Raw genomic sequence first — 16,039 nt, forward strand, 5'->3', positions numbered from 1 at the left:
CCTTCGGCTGAGCCGAAGCCCTTGCCGCGGGATGCGGCCTCGCCGACGATGCTCTAGCTTTTTGTTTCTGCATCGTCTTTTTCCGAAAGCCGGCGGCCACCTTTCGGGACGATGCTCCATGCGCTTCGATCTGACCGACCTGCGGCTGTTCCTCCATGTCGTCGAGGCGGAGAGCATCACCCGTGGCGCCGAGCGGGCCGGGCTGGCGCTCGCCTCGGCGAGCGAGCGCATCCGCGGCATGGAGGCGGATGGCGGTGTGCCGCTCTTGGGGCGCCATCCCCGCGGGGTACGGCCGACCCCGGCGGGCCTTGCGGTGGCGCATCACGCCCGGCTCGTGCTCGGCCAGCTCGAACAGATGCGAGGCGAACTCGGCCAGTACGCCCATGGCCTGCGTGGCCATGTCCGACTGCTGTCGATCACCGCGGCGGTCGCCGCCTTCCTGCCCGATGCGCTGTCGGGCTTCCTCGCGGCCTATCCGAGCATCGACATCGATCTGGAGGAGCGCACCAGCCGTGAGACCGTCGATGCCCTGGCCGGGGGGCTGGCCGATCTCGGCATCGTCGCCGACACGACCGATCTCGGCGCGCTCGAAACCCTGCCGCTCCATCTCGACCGGATCGTTCTGGCCGTGCCGGCGGGCCATGCCCTGGCGCAGCGGAGCGGTGTGTCGTTTTGGGAGGTGCTGGACGAGCCCCTGGTCGGCCTCAGCCACGGCCGGGCGCTGCAGGCGCATCTGGCGACCCACGCCGCCCGCGCCGGCCGTCCGTTCAAGCTCCGGGTGCGGCTGAACGGGCTCGATGCGGTCTGCCGCATGGTCGAGCGGGGTGTCGGCGTGGCGATCGTGCCCGAGGCAGCGGCGCGGCGCGCGGCCGAGACGCTGGCGATCCGCGCGATCCCGCTCGACGAGCCCTGGGCCGTGCGCCAGCTCCGGCTCTGCGCCCGCCGCTTCGCGGCGCTCCCGCCGCATGCCCGCCAGCTCGCCGAGCACTTGGTGGCGCATCTCGGCGCGACCGAAGAGCCAGGTTTCGAAAGGACCAGTCCTTTCGCGGGTCCAGGGCAGAGCCCTGCCGGACATTCGTGATCGACGTCAGCCGCCGCGATCAGGCGAGGCGTTCGACCGATACGGGATGCCGCGGAACGCCCTGCCTCTCGAAGCTGGACAGGTTCTCGATGGTGGTCGCCGCGATCGCCGCCAGCGCCTCGGCGGTGAAGAAGGCCTGATGCCCGGTCACGATCACGTTCGGGAAGGTCAGCAGGCGCGCGAAGACGTCGTCCCGGATGATCTGGTTCGACAGATCCTCGAAGAAGAGGCCGCCTTCCTCCTCGTAGACGTCGAGGCCGAGATCGCCGATCGACCCCGATTTCAATCCCTCGATCAGCGCGGCGGTATCGACGAGCGCCCCGCGCCCCGTATTGATCAGCATCACGCCGCGCTTCATCCGAGCCAGCGCGGCACCATCGATCATGTGATGCGTGTCGGGCGTCAGCGGGCAATGCAGGGAGACGATGTCCGCCTCGGCCAGAAGCCGGTCGAGGCCCACCGCCTCCGCGCCGAAGCCGGCGAGTTCGGCCGAAGGCATGGGGTCGTAGGCCAGCACGCGGCAGCCGAAGCCGGCCAGAATGCGCGCGACCGCGACGCCGATCTTGCCGGTCCCGACGATGCCGGCCGTGCGCCCCTTGAGGTCGAAGCCCAGCAGCCCCTCGAGCGCGAAATTTCCCTCGCGGACGCGGGCATAGGCCCGGTGGATCTTGCGATTGAGCGCGAGGATCAGGGCCACGGTATGCTCGGCCACCGCGTCCGGTGAATAGGCCGGGACGCGGCCGACCGCGATGCCGAGGTCCGAGGCGGCGGGAAGATCGACATTGTTGAAGCCGGCGCTGCGCAGCGCCACCATCCGCGTGCCGGACGCGGCCAGCACCTCCAGCACGGGCCGGTCGAGCACATCGTTGACGAAGGCGCACACGGCCGCCGCGCCCTGCGTCAGCGGCGCGCTCTCATGGGTCAGCCTGGCTTCGAGATAGCGCAGCCGATGCGGCTCGCCCGCCGCCGCATTGGCCTCGTCCAGGAACCGACGATCATAGGCTTTGGTGCTGAAGATCGTGACGTCCATGCCACCTCATCTCGCGGGCTGCGATCCGACCAAGCGATCGATGATCGCCGATCCCCGCCGCGAACGCTGCCTCAAACAGCACATGAACCCGGCCGCCTTGCAGGTTCTGGATCGCGACCGGCACCGAACGGCGTCGCCCCCCGCGCGTCGCTTGGGTGGATCGCCCCTGCCGGGTCGTCGTGCACCCTCGAAACACGAAGCGCGTTGCTGGGCGGATCAGCCAGCAGATGGGACGCCAGAAACGAAAAACCCGCCGGGTCATGGACCAAGCGGGTGAAAAAAGATGGCTGGGGGACCTGGATTCGAACCAGGACTAGCGGAGTCAGAGTCCGCGGTTCTACCGTTAAACTATCCCCCACCGGAGCCGCCACCAGCCCTGTTGAAGGGGCCGGATGCGAGCGGAACGGCGTTTGCCGCGATCCCGCGCTCGGTGCTGGCGTCAGATAGGCTGTGACGGGCGTCGCGTCAACATGGATGCACGCGCGATCGTGTGGGTGAGGCGCAATGGCCACGGTTGCCGGGGCTTGGGAGGGTCCGGCGGCGGTGCCTGAGCGCGTTGAGAATCCGCCCGCTCAGTTCAGGGAAGGCTGTCGGTGGCCGGCCTTCGCTGCGACGAGCACCTCCGTCGGCGCCGGGGCCGCCGCCCGCGTGGATGGGCCCAGGGCCACGGTCTCGGCGATGACGTAGCGGGCCAGCGCGTCGAAGGTGTAGACCCGTTCGACCAGAGCCTGCGCTGCCGAGGTCATCCGGTCGACCCCCGCGTCGTCCGTGCGCAAAAGGTGGTCGAGGGCGCGTTCCAGATCCTCCTGCGGGTCGAGATAGAACCCCTCGCGGCCGTGCAGGAAGGGTTCGATGCCGGTCAGCGGGCGGGTGTCGAAGATCGGCACGCTGCCTAGTGACGCGACTTCGTAGTGCCGGTAGCAATCCCAGCCGACGCCGCCCGGCGACAGGCAGAACCGGCTCCGGGTGATCGCCTCGGCGAAGGCCTCCGGGCTCAGGCGGTGCGTCGGCGCGTGGATGCGCCAGCCGCGGGCCGCCAGTCGTGGCAGGACGCCGCTCACGGCCTCGCGGAAAGCGATCCCCTGCGCCGAGCCGGCGTAGAACAGGTCGTAGCTGCGCGCGGCGGCCGGAAGCGGGGCTTTCAGGGCCGTGGCCTCGATCCCGAGGGCGAAGGGGCGCAGCTTGGCCCGCAGGGCGAGGCAGTCGGGATCCTGCCGGGCATGGCCGGCGCAGGCGCCGCGGGGCAGCACCGTTTCGAGGGTGTTCCACGGATTGGCGGCCAACTCGCGCTTGAAGAACAGGTCGCAACGCCGGAGGAAGGCGCGGTCGCGCGGGTGGATCGTGAGATGGTCGGTCACGTCGAGGACCGCGAGCCGGACGCGGGGGCCGCGGGCGGCGAACAGGACGAGGCCGCGGAAGGCGAGCCCGATCAGGCTCAAGGCCGCATGGACGGGGTAGGCGTGCCCGGCGCTGTTGACCGGGCCGACACACCGGGCGACGACGATGTCGTAGTCCTGAGCGAGGCAGGCGCGGCCGATGCCGGCTACCCGCCGCGCCAGCCTCAACAGCCGCAGGGGCAAGCTGCCGGACCGCGGCGCGCGGGTCCGCACGTCGGCCCAGCGCAGCCGCGTGTCGAGGAAGGTCGTGCGCTCGGGGAAGGCGGCTGTTACGAGCGGCATCAGCCCGAATTCGAGAATCCGCGGAGGGCCCGGAAGTCCCTCCGACGCCGCTTGGTGGGCGCGGTCGATCAGCGTCTCCATAGCGACTCCATGGGTGGCTCCATGGCGGCTTCGGGGTCGGCAGAGCGGCGCCCGCCCCGCGCCGGGACGGTGCCACCGGATCCGATCGAACGGCGCGGCCTGCGCCTCATGGCGCCGGCGCGATGGCCGAGCCGCCGCCCGCCGCCGGACCGGCGGGATCGCGAGGGCATCGCCTCGGACATCAGAAGTGGGCGTGGGGCTGAAGCTTCAGCCGGCTGCGGCCGAGATCGAGCTGCTTGCTGACGAGCCAATCGGGATTGCGGGCGTTGAAATACCCCTTCAGCGCGTAGCGCCAGAACAGCTCTTCGGCGCGGGAGGACGGCCCGTGCACCCCCTTCACCTGGGCGACCTCGCCCATTGCCCGCGCCTTGTGGGCGAGGTTGGCGCTGTTGTTCTGACCCGTGCGGCGGAAGCAGGCGACCGGCCGGCCGACGCGGGCATAGGGCTCCTGTGCCAGGGCCCGGCAGAACATCTCGTAATCGCCGCAATCCCGGAACGCGTAGTTGAACCCGCCGAGCTCGGCGTAGAAATCCCGCGCGATGTAGGTCGCCATGTGCATGACCGGGTTCCAGCCGAGGCACACGAGCATGCGCGGCGTCATCCAGTTGGGCGGGGCGGCCAACCCGCCGAGGCCCCGGCCGCGCCCGTCGATCCAGCGGATCCCGCCGACGACCCAGCGCCGACGGCTGCTCTTGTAGGCCTCGACCACAGCCTCCAGGCCGCCTTCGAGCAGCACGTCGTCGGCGCCCAGGAAGCCGAGCAGCTCGCCCGAGGCGGCGAAGGAGCCCTTGTTGATCGCGTCGAAGATGCCGCGATCCTTGCCCTGGAGCACGGTGGCGCCAAGGCTTTGCGCGAGTTCGACGGTGCCGTCGGTGCTGCCCGCATCGACAATCACATGCTCGACCTCGATGCCGTTGCGGGCGCTGGCCCGCGAGGATTCGATGCATTCGCGTAAGTATTCGACGCCGTTCAGCGTCGGGGTGACCACGGACACCTTCATGGCCGACTTCCTCGTCTCTTGGCTTGCGATCGCATTCGGGATCACGCGCAGTCGGGCAGGGGCGGCGCCGGGCCCTCACGGCGCCGCACGATCGTCAGGCGACAGCGGCCAGGGTGCCGGAGAAGCTGTCACGGCCGGCGACGAGGGGGAGGGGCGGTACGAGGCCGCCGAACCGCTCGGTGGGGGCGCAGCCGTTGGTGACGATGCCCTTGTTCATCGCCCAGACCGCGGCTTGCGTCCGATTCTTTACCCGAACCTTGCGCAGGATCGCCTTGACGTGAACCTTGACCGTCGCCTCGGCGATATCGAGGTTGCGGGCGATGACCTTGTTGGACTCGCCGAGAGCCAAGCCTTCGAGGATGTTGACCTCGCGGCTCGACAGGCTGGAGAGCGAGGTGCCGTCGGCCCGCTGCAACCCGGTCAGGGCGGCGACCGGGCCGGGGGCGCGCACCGGGTCGAAAGCCAGGCACAAACGCCCGAGGAAGCTCACCGGCAGCACCGCGCAATCGGCGATCACCACCTCGAGGGTCTTGAGCAGGTCGGACGGGGAGACGTCCTCGGTCAGATAGGCCGAGGCGCCGAGCTGGAGGCTGCGCAGCATCAGCCCTTCGGTATCGCGCAGCGCGAGCGCCACGATCTTGACGTCCGGCAGCGCCTCGGCGACCTGCCCGACGATGCCCGCGGCCTCCTCATCGATGACGACGAGCGCCAAGTGGGCCGCCTTGAGATCGGACTGGTGAAGAGCCGGGCTGGCCGCGACCTGCCGCACCATGAAGCGTGTGCCGGACAGAAGCGCGATCAGGCTTTCCCGGACCATGCGGTTATCACTGACGATGAGCGTATCGATGTGTTCCATCGGAGCTACTCCCCTGATCTCCTGAAAACCTCCCGCGCCGGACCACCCTGACCGCCAGATTCCGTTCTGGCCGTTCATACGCGCTTATTGTGCGTCGCAGAATGGTTAGGCACAAATTAACTAGACCGAATGGGAGGTGTCCTGTCATGTCAGAAAAAACTTGGACATCTCAGCAAGGCCTATCCAGTTCGTACTAGATTTTGCCCTTGAGTATGGTCGGCGCGAGCAGCGCAGCCTCGGTTCGATTTCTGACGCCGAGCATCCGGATCACGGCGGAAACGTGAATTTTCACGGTCGCCTCGGCGATACTCAGGGTGATCGCGATTTCTCGATTGGATAATCCCTTGCCGATCAGCGCAAGAACTTCGCGCTGACGCAGGGTCAGCCCGAACGTTCGCACGCTCCGCTCCGGCTGCCGAAGCGCCGCCCCGGCCTCCGACGGCTTCACGGCGAGGATCGCGCTGGGGGCGTAGAGCCGGCCGTCGAGCGTGGTTCGGACGGCCTCGAGCATTTCCTCGTGGCGCTGGCGCCGCACGATCAATCCGTGGAAGCCCAGGCTCAGGGCATCCTGGAACAGGTCGGCCGAGGCGTGCGGAACGACGAGCAGGAGGCGTGCGTTCCCGGCCGCTCGCTTCAGGGCGCCGAGATAGGTCGGATCCCCGGCCGGAAGCAGGCGCGATCCGACGATGACGAGGTCCGTTTTCAGCGGCGACCGGAGGCTGTTGATCAGTTCTGATGCGTTTGAAACATCGACAACGATAATTCCGCTCAAATTGATTTCCAAACTTCTACGCAATAATGTGCGGAAGTTTCTCTGGTCATCTGCGATGATGATCCGCAACATAACTGAGCGTTAACTCCTTAGATTGCCGGTCATCACGAGGAAAACGTTTCTGCCAATGACAAATTCGCTTTGGTCGCGCCGATCTATTTTTATGGTTTGAAAATCGCAGTTTTCGCCTGAACTACGCTCGGGACAACGTTAAATCAGAACGAAATCCCAGATTGTAGACAAACTTAAAAACTCTCCTGCCCCGCAGCAGAGCTTTGCCCGTGCAATGCTTACCATGCAGACCGCGGCCAGCAAGTTTCTCTCAAGAGATTACCCGATATTGGCAAATATTATTTTGAATCGTCGATTCTATCACGGGCTGAATCCAGAAAATCCGCGACGCGCTATCAATCCTGAATTGAATACGCCTTTCGGGCTATCAACAATGAGGTATCGGAGAAACACTTTTGTTATATACCGCGCCGCAGCAGAGTCATATCGTACAACCCTACGGTCGCCTGGGCCGAATTAATCCGGTGTTTCGATCATAATCCGGATGGATCATGTCACCTGGGCAGCGGTGGGTAACGGGGGCTCTGACGATGTCAGTAATCGCGGCGGGGAGTGGCGGCTCGATCACGCTGCTGATGTACGAACGCCGATGCCGAACGTTCTCGACACGCTTATCGCGCCCTCCCCAGCACCACGGAACAACACGCGTGGACGCACGGGGTCTGTGACGTGTCGAGGGGGGCCTCGTCGATGGATCAGAGGGTGGCAGCGGGCTCGGGCTCGCTGACCGCGGAAGCGGCGCGCGTCCTCGATTCGATCGATGCCCCCGTCCTGGTCGTCGCCCGTTCGGGCAGCATCGCCTACGCCAACGATCCCGCCCGCCTGCTGCTGGCGCGGGACGATCCGTCCCCGACCCATCCGAGCGGCAACACCTCACGCAACCGCACGACCTTGCCGTCCGGCAAACCCTTGCTCACAGGCAGGGTCTCGACGGTGTTTCTGGCCCGGGCCAGGGCGACGCGGACGCCGCTCCCCGGCGTGATCGCGATCAAGCGGGGAAGCGGGACACGCCGTTTCCGCTGCCACGGCTTCCGCCTGAACCGGGAGGGGATCGATCCCCTGGTTCTCCTGCGGCTCCTGCCGACACCGGAAATGCGGTTCAGCCTTCAGGCGACCGAGGCGGCGATGCTGCGGCGTGAACTCGCCGCGCGCGAGCGTCATCACCGCAGCCAGCAAGCGTTGTTGCGCGAGCGTGACCTCCTGCTGGCCGACTTGCGCAGCACCGCGCAGGCCCGCCTCCGCGCCGAGCGCGACCGGGACGCGGTGCTGGCCCAACTCTACCGAGCGCATCAGGCCGAGCGGGAGCGTCTGGCCCGGGAACTTCATGACGAGGCCGGCCAGCAGCTCGCATGGCTGAAGCTTCAGCTCGACCGCCTGCGGCGTGCGCCCTCGCCGACGCAGGTCGAGGCGATGCTGAAGCAGGTCGATGCGATCTCGGCCAGCCTGCGCCAGGTGGTGCGGGAGCTGCGCCCGGTCACCCTGACCGAACTCGGCCTCACCCTCGCCCTGGGCGGTCTCGTGCGCGAATGGTCCGACCAGAGCGCGATCCCCATCGAATTCCAGCTTTCGGGGACCACGGTCCGCCTCACGCCGGAGATCGAGGTGACGATCTTTCGGCTGGTGCAGGAAGCTCTGACCAACGTCGTCAAGCACGCGCCGGGGGTGCGCCACGTCTCCGTGACCCTGCAATACGCCAGCACCGGCGTCACCCTGGCGATCGAGGACGACGGGCCGGGGCTCGCATGCGAGCGAGCGCCCGAGGCGCGACGGGCAGGGGGCGGGTTCGGACTCGCGGGCATGCGCGAGCGGCTGACGCTGCTCGGAGGGACGCTGATGATCGAATCGCCTCCCGGCGGCGGGACGACGATTCTGGCGCGATTGCCGCTGATAGGGGGATGAGATGCGAACGGTAAAAGAACGGGTCAGGGTTGCCCTGATCGACGACCACCCAATTTTCCGAAGCGGCGTCCGCGGCCTGCTCGGGGAGACGGCCGGCATCGAGGTCGTCGGCGAAGCCAGTGACGGCCGGCACGCCCTGGACCTCGTCCACAGGACCCAGCCCGACGTCGTCGTCATGGACATCACCATGACCGGCATGAGCGGCCTCGCAGTGGCCCGCGCGCTCCGTGAAACGGGATCCGCGGTGCACATCGTCTTCCTGACGGTCAACGAGGATCTCGCCTTCGTCGATGAGGCGCTGACCGCCGGGGCCCAGGGCTACGTGCTGAAGCGTTCCGCCGGCAACAGCCTGCTGGAGGCCATCGAAGCGGTCGTCCTGGGCGGCCGATATGTGGATGCCGAAATGCGCGCGCCGCCCGCGCCGCCCGACCGCACGGAAGCCGGCCCGGCCGCGCCCCATCCCGGCCAGGAGGGCGGCCTCACCGCACGGGAGCGCGAGGTGCTCCGGCTCATCGCCCTCGGCATGACGATGAAAGAGGTCAGTCTCGCCATGTCGATCTCGGCGGCCTCGGTCGATACCTACAAGATCCGCGGCTGCAAGAAGCTCGGGCTCCGCTCCCGCGCCAGCATCGTCCGCTTCGCCCTCGGCCAAGGCTGGCTCGAGACCGAGAACAGGCGGCTGCTGTCGGAACGGCCGTCGTCGCCGATGTGAGTCGTTCGAGAAACAGCGTTTCGTATGCGTAGAGTTGAGACCATCCTATGAACGGCGTACCCGACCACCTTGTGCTTTTCATTCGGCACGCAACCGGCAACCGAAACGCGGCCGTCGACGGAATGCAGCCGATAGGCCATCGATCATCGGATTCTGCCGCTTCGCATGACCGGGGCAGGCGCTCTCTTGCCGATTGCGCAGGGCTCTTCGCGTAGACCACACCCGATCGGCCAAAGCCGCCCGTTTCATCGAAGGCGCTGCACGGCCCCGGCCGACATCCTCCTAAGAGCGACGCTCGTCAGGGCACGGCGCAAGGCGCGGCTGAGGCGGATGCCATCGCCTTCTCCGTTCGAACGGCCCGCGACGAGCCCGACCAACTCTCTGAGCCTGCTTAGCCGAGTTCCTGCGCGGCGCGTTCCAGCGCGCCTAGAAGCGGTTCAATCTGCGCGGCGCTCAAATCGTGGAAGCCGAGGGTGCGGCCCATCACGACGCCGAGCAGCGCGAAGAACAGGGCGGCCCCGACGCCGGTCGGCCCCTCCGCCGCTTCGAACCGGGCGAGCCGCTCGGCCACGAAGGCGCGGTAGCCGGCGAGCGCATCCGGATTCTCGGCAGAGGCGAGGAGCAGGGCGCGACTGAACTCGTCCTGCTCACAATAGCTGCGGCGCAGGTGCTCGATCATGCCGAGGGCGAGGCCCGTCGCCCCCGGCATCCGCTCGGCCTCACAGGCGGCGATGCCGGCGCGCAGCTCCTCCAGCTTGCGGCCGACGAGGGCGAGGATCAGCGCATCCTTCGAGGCGTAATGGTGCAGCACGCCGCCCTTGCTCAGGCCGGCCTCCGTCGCCACGGCGTCGATGGTCAGCGCCCGCCCGCCGCCTCGGCGCAGCACCGCGCCCGCCGCGTCGAGAATCACTTCGGCACGGTCGTCGCGCCGGCTGCGCGTCTTCTGCGACATGGTCGCCCCCGATCCCTGCCTCTGCACGCGACATCCAGCATGCCACACGAAACCACTGCAGGCGTTCATGTTTCGGGAGAGGCCAGGAGCGCCTCCCACACCAGCTCGCTTAAAAACCGTCTGGACGGTCGGTAAGATAGGCGATAAGCCTGCGCCGCGAAAGCCGTCCTCCCCCGAATCGGCCGTATGCCCCGTCCCCGCCGTCCGGAAACTCGGCCGATGTCCCCACGGCTCCGTCCCGTCCTCACCGCCACCGCCCTCTCGGCCCTCCTCGTGACGGCGGCCTTTTCGGCGGATGCGCCCGCGACCTCAGCGCTCCCAGAGGCGGAGACCCCGTCCGTCGTGCTGGTGCGGGTCGTGACGGCGACGAAGGGGCCGGTCACCTCGGATGTGGTGCTCACCGGCGACATCCAGGCTCAGGCCCAGACCAACGTCGCCTTCCGCACCAACGGCAAGGTCGCCGAGCGCCGGGTCGAGGTCGGCGATCACGTCACGGCCGATCAGGTGCTGGCGGTGCTGGAACCGCTGACGCAGCGGGCGAATCTCGACAACGCCCGCGCCGCCCTGGTCTCGGCGGGGGCGCAGCTCACCCAGGCCAAGGTGACCTTCGAGCGCCAGAAGCAGCTCATCAGCGGCGGCTACACCACGCGCCCGTCCTACGACAACGCCGAGCAGCAGTTGCGCACGTCTCAGGCCGCGGTCGATTCGGCCAAGGCGGCGCTCGGCACCGCCGAGGAACAGCTCTCCTATACCGAGCTGCGCGCGGGCGTCTCCGGCATCGTCCTGAACCGTACCTTCGAGGTCGGGCAGGTGGTGCAGGCGGGCCAGGCCGTGATGGTGCTGGCCCAGGACGGCCCGCGCGACGCGGTGTTCAACGTCTACGAGGCGCTGACCGCCAACCCGCCTGGCGACAAGACCATCCACGTCACGCTCCAATCCGATCCCACGGCGGCGGTGACGGGCCACGTGCGCGAAATCTCGCCGACGGTGGATGCGGCCAGCGGCACGGTGCGCGTCAAGGTCGGGCTGGAATCGACCCCGCCGGCGATGACGCTCGGCGCCGTGGTGATCGGCCGGGGCCGCTTCGCCTCGCGCGAGGCTGTGGTGCTGCCCTGGTCGGCGCTCTACCGCTCCGACAACCGGCCGGCGGTCTGGGTCTACGATTCCGCCGCGGGCACGGTCTCGATCCGCAGCGTCGAGATCGACCGCTACGGCTTCGACGACATCGTCCTGAAGGACGGCGTCCGGCCCGGCGAAACGGTGGTGATCGCCGGCATCCAGTTCCTGCGCCCCGGCCAGCACGTCGCGCTCGCGGGCCAAGACGCCGCGCCGGAACCCACGAAATCCGCAGCCGGGGAGGGCGGACGATGAGGCCTGCGCTTCTGGTCTGCGCCGCCCTTGCCGGCGCCATTCCGCTCACTGCCTGCCAGCCGTCGCAGGAGGCGCCCGCGCCGCCGCCCGTGCGGCCGGTCCTGACCACCCTGGCCCAACCTACCGACAGCGTGATCTTCGGCCCCTTCGCCGGCACGGTCGAGCCGCGCTACCAGTCGCAGCTCGGCTTCCAGATCGGCGGCCGGGTGGTGGCGCGCGACGTCACCGTGGGCGACGTGGTGAAGAAGGGCCAGCGCCTCGCGGCCCTCGACCCGATCGTCTCGCGGTTCGACCTCAGCCGCGCCGAGGCGGAACTGTCCGACGCCAAGGCCCAGGCCGAGAACGCGACGGCCACCGAGGCGCGCACCCGGCGCCTGATGGAGGGCGGCAACGTCACCCAGGCCCAGCTCGACGCGGCGGTGGCCCGGCGCGACACCGCCCAGGCCCGCCTCGCCCAGGCCGGGGCCAGCCTGCAGAAGGCCCGCGACCAGATTGGCTATACCGAGCTGCACGCCGATTTCGACGGCGTCGTCACCCAGCGGCTCGCCGAGATCGGGCAAGTCGTGAGCCCGGGGCAGGGGATCGTGACGCTGGCCCGGCCCGAGACCCGCGAGGCCGTGGTCGACATCCCCGAGACGCTGGCCGGGGCCATGCCCAAGGACGGGCTGTTCACGGTGGTGCTCCAGAGCGCGCCGGAGATCACCGCCCGCGGCCGGGTGCGCGAGGTCGCCCCCTTCGCCGAATCCGGCACCCGCACCCGCCGCGTCCGCCTGACCCTGGAAGAGCCCGGTCCCGCCTTCCGGCTCGGCGCGACCATCACCGTCGCGCTGGAGCGCCACATCGAGCGCCGCTTCGTCCTGCCGGCCACCGCGCTCCTCGACGCGGAGGGACGCCGCTCGGTCTGGATCGTGCCGGAGGCCGAGGGGCGCGGGGACGAGAAGGCAGGCGGGCAAGGGGCCGCGCCGGGGGCTGAGCCGGGCGACCGGCATGTCGAGCGCCGCGACGTGACCCTCGACGGGGACGGGCCAGACGGAAACGGGCGCATCGCCGTGCGCACGGGGCTGAAGCCCGGCGAGCGGGTCGTGGTCGCGGGCGCCCATTCCCTCCGCGAGGGCCAGACCGTCCGGCTGGCCGACGAACGGAACTGAGCCGGAACCCGGCAAGACAATCTGCAGAGGTTTCCGCGCGTGAAGGACTTCAACCTTTCCGATTGGGCGCTCGGCCACCGTTCGCTGGTCTGGTTCCTGATGCTCGTCTGTCTCGCAGCGGGCGTGATGGCCTATTCGGGCCTCGGCCGGGAGGAAGATCCGCCCTTCGCCATCAAGACCATGGTGGTCCAGGCGAGCTGGCCCGGCGCCACGATCAAGGACACCCTCGATCAGGTCACCGACCGGATCGAGAAGGAACTCCAGCAGATCAACGCGCTCGACTACGTCCGCAGCTACACCACGCCGGGTCAGGCGACGGTGTTCGTGCAGTTCCGCGACACGACGAAGAAGGACGAGATCCAGCCCGCCTTCTATCAGGTAAGGAAGCGTCTCGGCGACATCCAGCACACCTTTCCGCAGGGCGTGCAGGGCCCGAGCTTCAACGACGAGTTCGGCGACGTCTACGGCAACGTCTACGCCTTCACCGCCGACGGCCTGACCCACCGGCAATTGCGCGACTACGTCGAGGGCGTGCGCACCGAGATCCTCAAGGTGCCCAATATCGGCAAGACCCTGCTGATGGGCGTGCAGGGCGAGACGATCTATCTCGACTTCTCGACCCGCAAGCTCGCGGGTTACGGCATCGACATCCAGGCGCTGATCAAGGCGCTGCAATCGCAGAACGCGGTGGCCGCCTCCGGTGTGGTCCAGGCGGGGCCCGAGCGGGTCTCCCTGCGCGTGAGCGGGCAGTTCTCGTCTGAAGAATCGCTGCGCGACGTGAATCTCCGCTTCAACGACCGCTTCTTCCGCCTCGCGGATGTGGCCGAGATTTCCCGCAGCTACCAGGACCCGCCGGCCGCCCTGTTCCGCGTCGGCGGCAAGCCGGCGATCGGGCTGGCCATCGCCATGCGCCCCAACGCCAACCTGCTGAAGTTCGGCGAGGATCTGAAGGAGCGCATGCACGTCGTCGAGGGCAAGCTGCCCATCGGCGTCGGCATCCACCTCGTCTCGGATCAGCCCAAAATCGTGGAAGAGGCGGTCGGCGGCTTCACCAAGGCCCTGGTCGAGGCGGTCGTCATCGTGCTGGTGGTGAGCTTCGTCAGTCTGGGCCTGCGCGCCGGGCTCGTCGTCGCGATCTCGATCCCGCTGGTGCTCGCCATCGTCTTCGTGGTCATGCAGATCATGGGCGTGACGCTCCAGCGCATCTCGCTCGGCGCCCTCATCATCGCGCTGGGACTCCTCGTCGATGACGCGATGATCACCGTCGAGATGATGGTGGCCCGCCTCGAACTCGGCGACAACCTGAAGAAGGCAGCGACCTTCGCCTACACCTCCACCGCCTTCCCGATGCTCACCGGCACCCTGGTGACGGTGGCCGGCTTCCTGCCGATCGGCTTCAACGGCTCGTCGGCGGGCGAGTACACCTACTCGCTGTTCGTGGTGATCGCCGCCTCGCTCCTGGTCTCCTGGGTGGTCGCGGTGCTGTTCGCGCCGCTTCTCGGCGTCACCATGCTGCCCAAGACCATGAAGCACCATGCGGAGAAGCAAGGCCTGTTCACCCGCGCCTTCATGGCGGTTCTTCGGGTCGCGATGCGGCTGCGCTGGATCACCGTGATCATCTGCGTCGTCCTGATGGGGCTGGCCGTCGTCGGGATGGGCCGCGTGCAGCAGCAGTTCTTCCCGTCGTCCGACCGCTCCGAGGTGCTGGTCGATCTGACGCTGCCGCAGAACGCCACCATCACCGAGACGCGGGCGCAGATGGACCGCTTCGAGGCGCACCTGAAGGGCGACCCCGACATCGAGCGCTGGAGTTCCTATGTCGGCCAGGGCGCGGTGCGCTTCTACCTGCCGCTGGACCAGCAGCTCGCCAACGCCTTCTACGGGCAGATCGTGATCGTCACGAAGTCGCTGGAGATCCGCGATCGAGTCATCAAGCGGCTCCAGAAGATCGGCCGGCACGACTTCGTCGGCACCGACATTCTGGTGCAGCCGCTCAATCTCGGCCCCCCCGTCGGGCGCCCGATTCAGTACCGTCTCTCCGGGCCCGACGTGCAGGAGGTGCGCCGCCTCGCCCTCAAGCTCGCCGACGTGGTCGCCACCGACAAGCGCCTCGCCGTGCCGACCTTCGATTGGAACGAGCCCGGCAAGGTGCTGCGCGTCGAGATCCTGCAGGACAAGGCGCGCCAGCTCGGCGTCACCAGCCAGGACATCGCCGGCATCCTCAACGGTGTCGTCGGCGGACAGGCGATCACGCAGGTGCGCGATTCGATCTACCTCGTGAACGTGGTCGGCCGGGCGCGCACCGTGGAGCGCACCTCGCTCGACACGCTCCAGAGCCTTCAGGTCGCCCTCTCCAACGGCTCGGTCGTGCCGATCCTGGCCTTTGCCAAGATCGACTACGATCTCGAACAGCCGATCGTCTGGCGCCGCGACCGGGTGCCGACGCTGACGGTGCGCGCCACCATCAAGGACGGAACCCAGCCTCCCACGGTCGTCGCCGCGCTCAAGCCCGCCATCGACAGCTACATGAAGGCGCTGCCGGAGGGCTACCTGCTGGCGACCGGCGGTGCGGTCGAGGAGGCGGGCAAGGGTCAGGGGCCGATCGCGGCGGTCGTGCCGGTGATGCTGCTGGCCATGGCCTTCTTCCTGATGATCCAGCTTCAGAGCTTCCAGAAGCTGTTTCTCGTCTTCTCCGTCGCGCCGCTCGGATTGATCGGCGTGGTGCCGGCCCTTCTCCTGTTCGACAAGCCGATGGGCTTCGTCGCCATCCTCGGCATCCTGGCGCTGATCGGGATCATCGTGCGCAACGCCGTGATCCTGGTGAGCCAGATCGAGGAATGCGAGGCGGAGGGGATGGCGCCGTGGGATGCCGTGGTCGAGGCCACCCGCCACCGGATGCGGCCGATCCTGCTCACGGCGGCGGCGGCGAGCCTCGGCCTGATCCCGATCGCCCGCGAGGTGTTCTGGGGGCCGATGGCCTACGCCATGATCGGCGGCATCCTGGCGGCGACCGGCCTGACCCTGCTGTTCCTGCCCGCGCTCTATGTCGGCTGGTACCGGATCAGGCCGCCCTCGCGCGACGCGGCCGCGCCCGGCCCTTGAGGCCGGGCCGGCCGACGCGGCCGGTTCTCGCACCGATGCCAGCGACATCCCGTGGCATCCGGCGGATCGGAGACGATCGCGCACAGATGAAACTAGTTCTATTATGCATCTCGCGCGCTTCGAGCCGGGATTTCTGCGCCTAAGCGCATGATCTCTGCTTTCGCTGCATAGCCGTCCTGTGCGGCAACACGCGTCGCCAAAACCTCTTTGCGGATGTCAAGCCATCCGCTAGGCACGTCCCGAACGCCGCGCCAAGGCGGCGGCTCCGATCACCTTCAGGCGAG

12 protein-coding genes and 1 tRNA gene are annotated in these 16,039 nt (G+C 68.2%); 6 read left to right on the plus strand and 7 right to left on the minus strand.

Annotated elements, in window-relative coordinates:
- Nucleotides 1–118: 118 nt before the first annotated feature.
- Nucleotides 119–1,081 (plus strand): LysR family transcriptional regulator, encoded by a 963-nt coding sequence (locus ASF53_RS13825; protein WP_056199200.1) that lies wholly within the window; start codon nucleotides 119–121, stop codon nucleotides 1,079–1,081.
- 19 nt (nucleotides 1,082–1,100) lie between these two features.
- On the opposite strand, the gene ASF53_RS13830 is transcribed toward ASF53_RS13825, so the two are convergent.
- The 6 genes from ASF53_RS13830 to ASF53_RS13855 all read right to left on the minus strand — a co-directional run bounded on the left by ASF53_RS13830 (nucleotide 1,101) and on the right by ASF53_RS13855 (nucleotide 6,571).
- Nucleotides 1,101–2,111 (minus strand): 2-hydroxyacid dehydrogenase, encoded by a 1,011-nt coding sequence (locus ASF53_RS13830; protein ID WP_056199202.1) that lies wholly within the window; start codon nucleotides 2,109–2,111, stop codon nucleotides 1,101–1,103.
- A gap of 284 nt (nucleotides 2,112–2,395) precedes the next feature.
- Nucleotides 2,396–2,469, minus strand: a tRNA-Gln gene (locus ASF53_RS13835).
- 214 nt (nucleotides 2,470–2,683) lie between these two features.
- Complete coding sequence (locus ASF53_RS13840) at nucleotides 2,684–3,871, minus strand: CgeB family protein (protein ID WP_056199205.1); 1,188 nt, start codon at nucleotides 3,869–3,871, stop codon at nucleotides 2,684–2,686.
- A gap of 181 nt (nucleotides 3,872–4,052) precedes the next feature.
- Entirely contained in the window at nucleotides 4,053–4,871 is an 819-nt protein-coding gene (locus ASF53_RS13845; RefSeq protein WP_056199207.1) for a glycosyltransferase family 2 protein, read from the minus strand.
- A gap of 94 nt (nucleotides 4,872–4,965) precedes the next feature.
- Complete coding sequence (locus ASF53_RS13850; RefSeq protein WP_056199210.1) at nucleotides 4,966–5,727, minus strand: LuxR C-terminal-related transcriptional regulator; 762 nt, start codon at nucleotides 5,725–5,727, stop codon at nucleotides 4,966–4,968.
- Nucleotides 5,728–5,920: 193 nt separating this feature from the next.
- Nucleotides 5,921–6,571 (minus strand): response regulator transcription factor, encoded by a 651-nt coding sequence (locus ASF53_RS13855; protein ID WP_056199213.1) that lies wholly within the window; start codon nucleotides 6,569–6,571, stop codon nucleotides 5,921–5,923.
- A gap of 690 nt (nucleotides 6,572–7,261) precedes the next feature.
- On the opposite strand from ASF53_RS13855, the gene ASF53_RS13860 reads away from it, so the two are divergent.
- Both ASF53_RS13860 and ASF53_RS13865 read left to right on the plus strand, forming a co-directional pair.
- A complete protein-coding gene (locus tag ASF53_RS13860; RefSeq protein WP_056199215.1) occupies nucleotides 7,262–8,470 on the plus strand; it encodes a sensor histidine kinase in 1,209 nt (402 codons plus the stop codon).
- A 1-nt stretch (nucleotide 8,471) separates the two neighbouring features.
- The gene (locus ASF53_RS13865; RefSeq protein WP_056199219.1) at nucleotides 8,472–9,182 is read left to right on the plus strand and encodes a response regulator; all 711 of its coding nucleotides are present in this window, start codon (nucleotides 8,472–8,474) and stop codon (nucleotides 9,180–9,182) included.
- Nucleotides 9,183–9,573: 391 nt separating this feature from the next.
- Here the strand turns inward: ASF53_RS13865 and ASF53_RS13870 are convergent, their stop codons facing one another.
- On the minus strand, nucleotides 9,574–10,134 hold the full coding sequence (locus ASF53_RS13870) for a TetR/AcrR family transcriptional regulator (RefSeq protein ID WP_056199221.1): 561 nt from the start codon (nucleotides 10,132–10,134) through the stop codon (nucleotides 9,574–9,576).
- A 219-nt stretch (nucleotides 10,135–10,353) separates the two neighbouring features.
- Between ASF53_RS13870 and ASF53_RS13875 the strand changes: the two genes are divergently transcribed.
- From ASF53_RS13875 to ASF53_RS13885, 3 genes are read left to right on the plus strand one after another with little or no spacing between them, the layout of a single operon-like run.
- Complete coding sequence (locus tag ASF53_RS13875) at nucleotides 10,354–11,505, plus strand: efflux RND transporter periplasmic adaptor subunit (RefSeq protein ID WP_056199224.1); 1,152 nt, start codon at nucleotides 10,354–10,356, stop codon at nucleotides 11,503–11,505.
- Nucleotides 11,502–12,653 (plus strand): efflux RND transporter periplasmic adaptor subunit, encoded by a 1,152-nt coding sequence (locus tag ASF53_RS13880; protein ID WP_056199227.1) that lies wholly within the window; start codon nucleotides 11,502–11,504, stop codon nucleotides 12,651–12,653. The genes ASF53_RS13875 and ASF53_RS13880 overlap by 4 nt, the downstream gene beginning before the upstream one ends.
- Before the next feature lie 39 nt (nucleotides 12,654–12,692).
- Entirely contained in the window at nucleotides 12,693–15,755 is a 3,063-nt protein-coding gene (locus ASF53_RS13885) for an efflux RND transporter permease subunit (protein ID WP_056199230.1), read from the plus strand.
- Nucleotides 15,756–16,039: the final 284 nt, after the last annotated feature.

The sequence above is a fragment of the Methylobacterium sp. Leaf123 genome (genome assembly GCF_001423405.1).
Classification (GTDB): Bacteria; Pseudomonadota; Alphaproteobacteria; order Rhizobiales; family Beijerinckiaceae; genus Methylobacterium.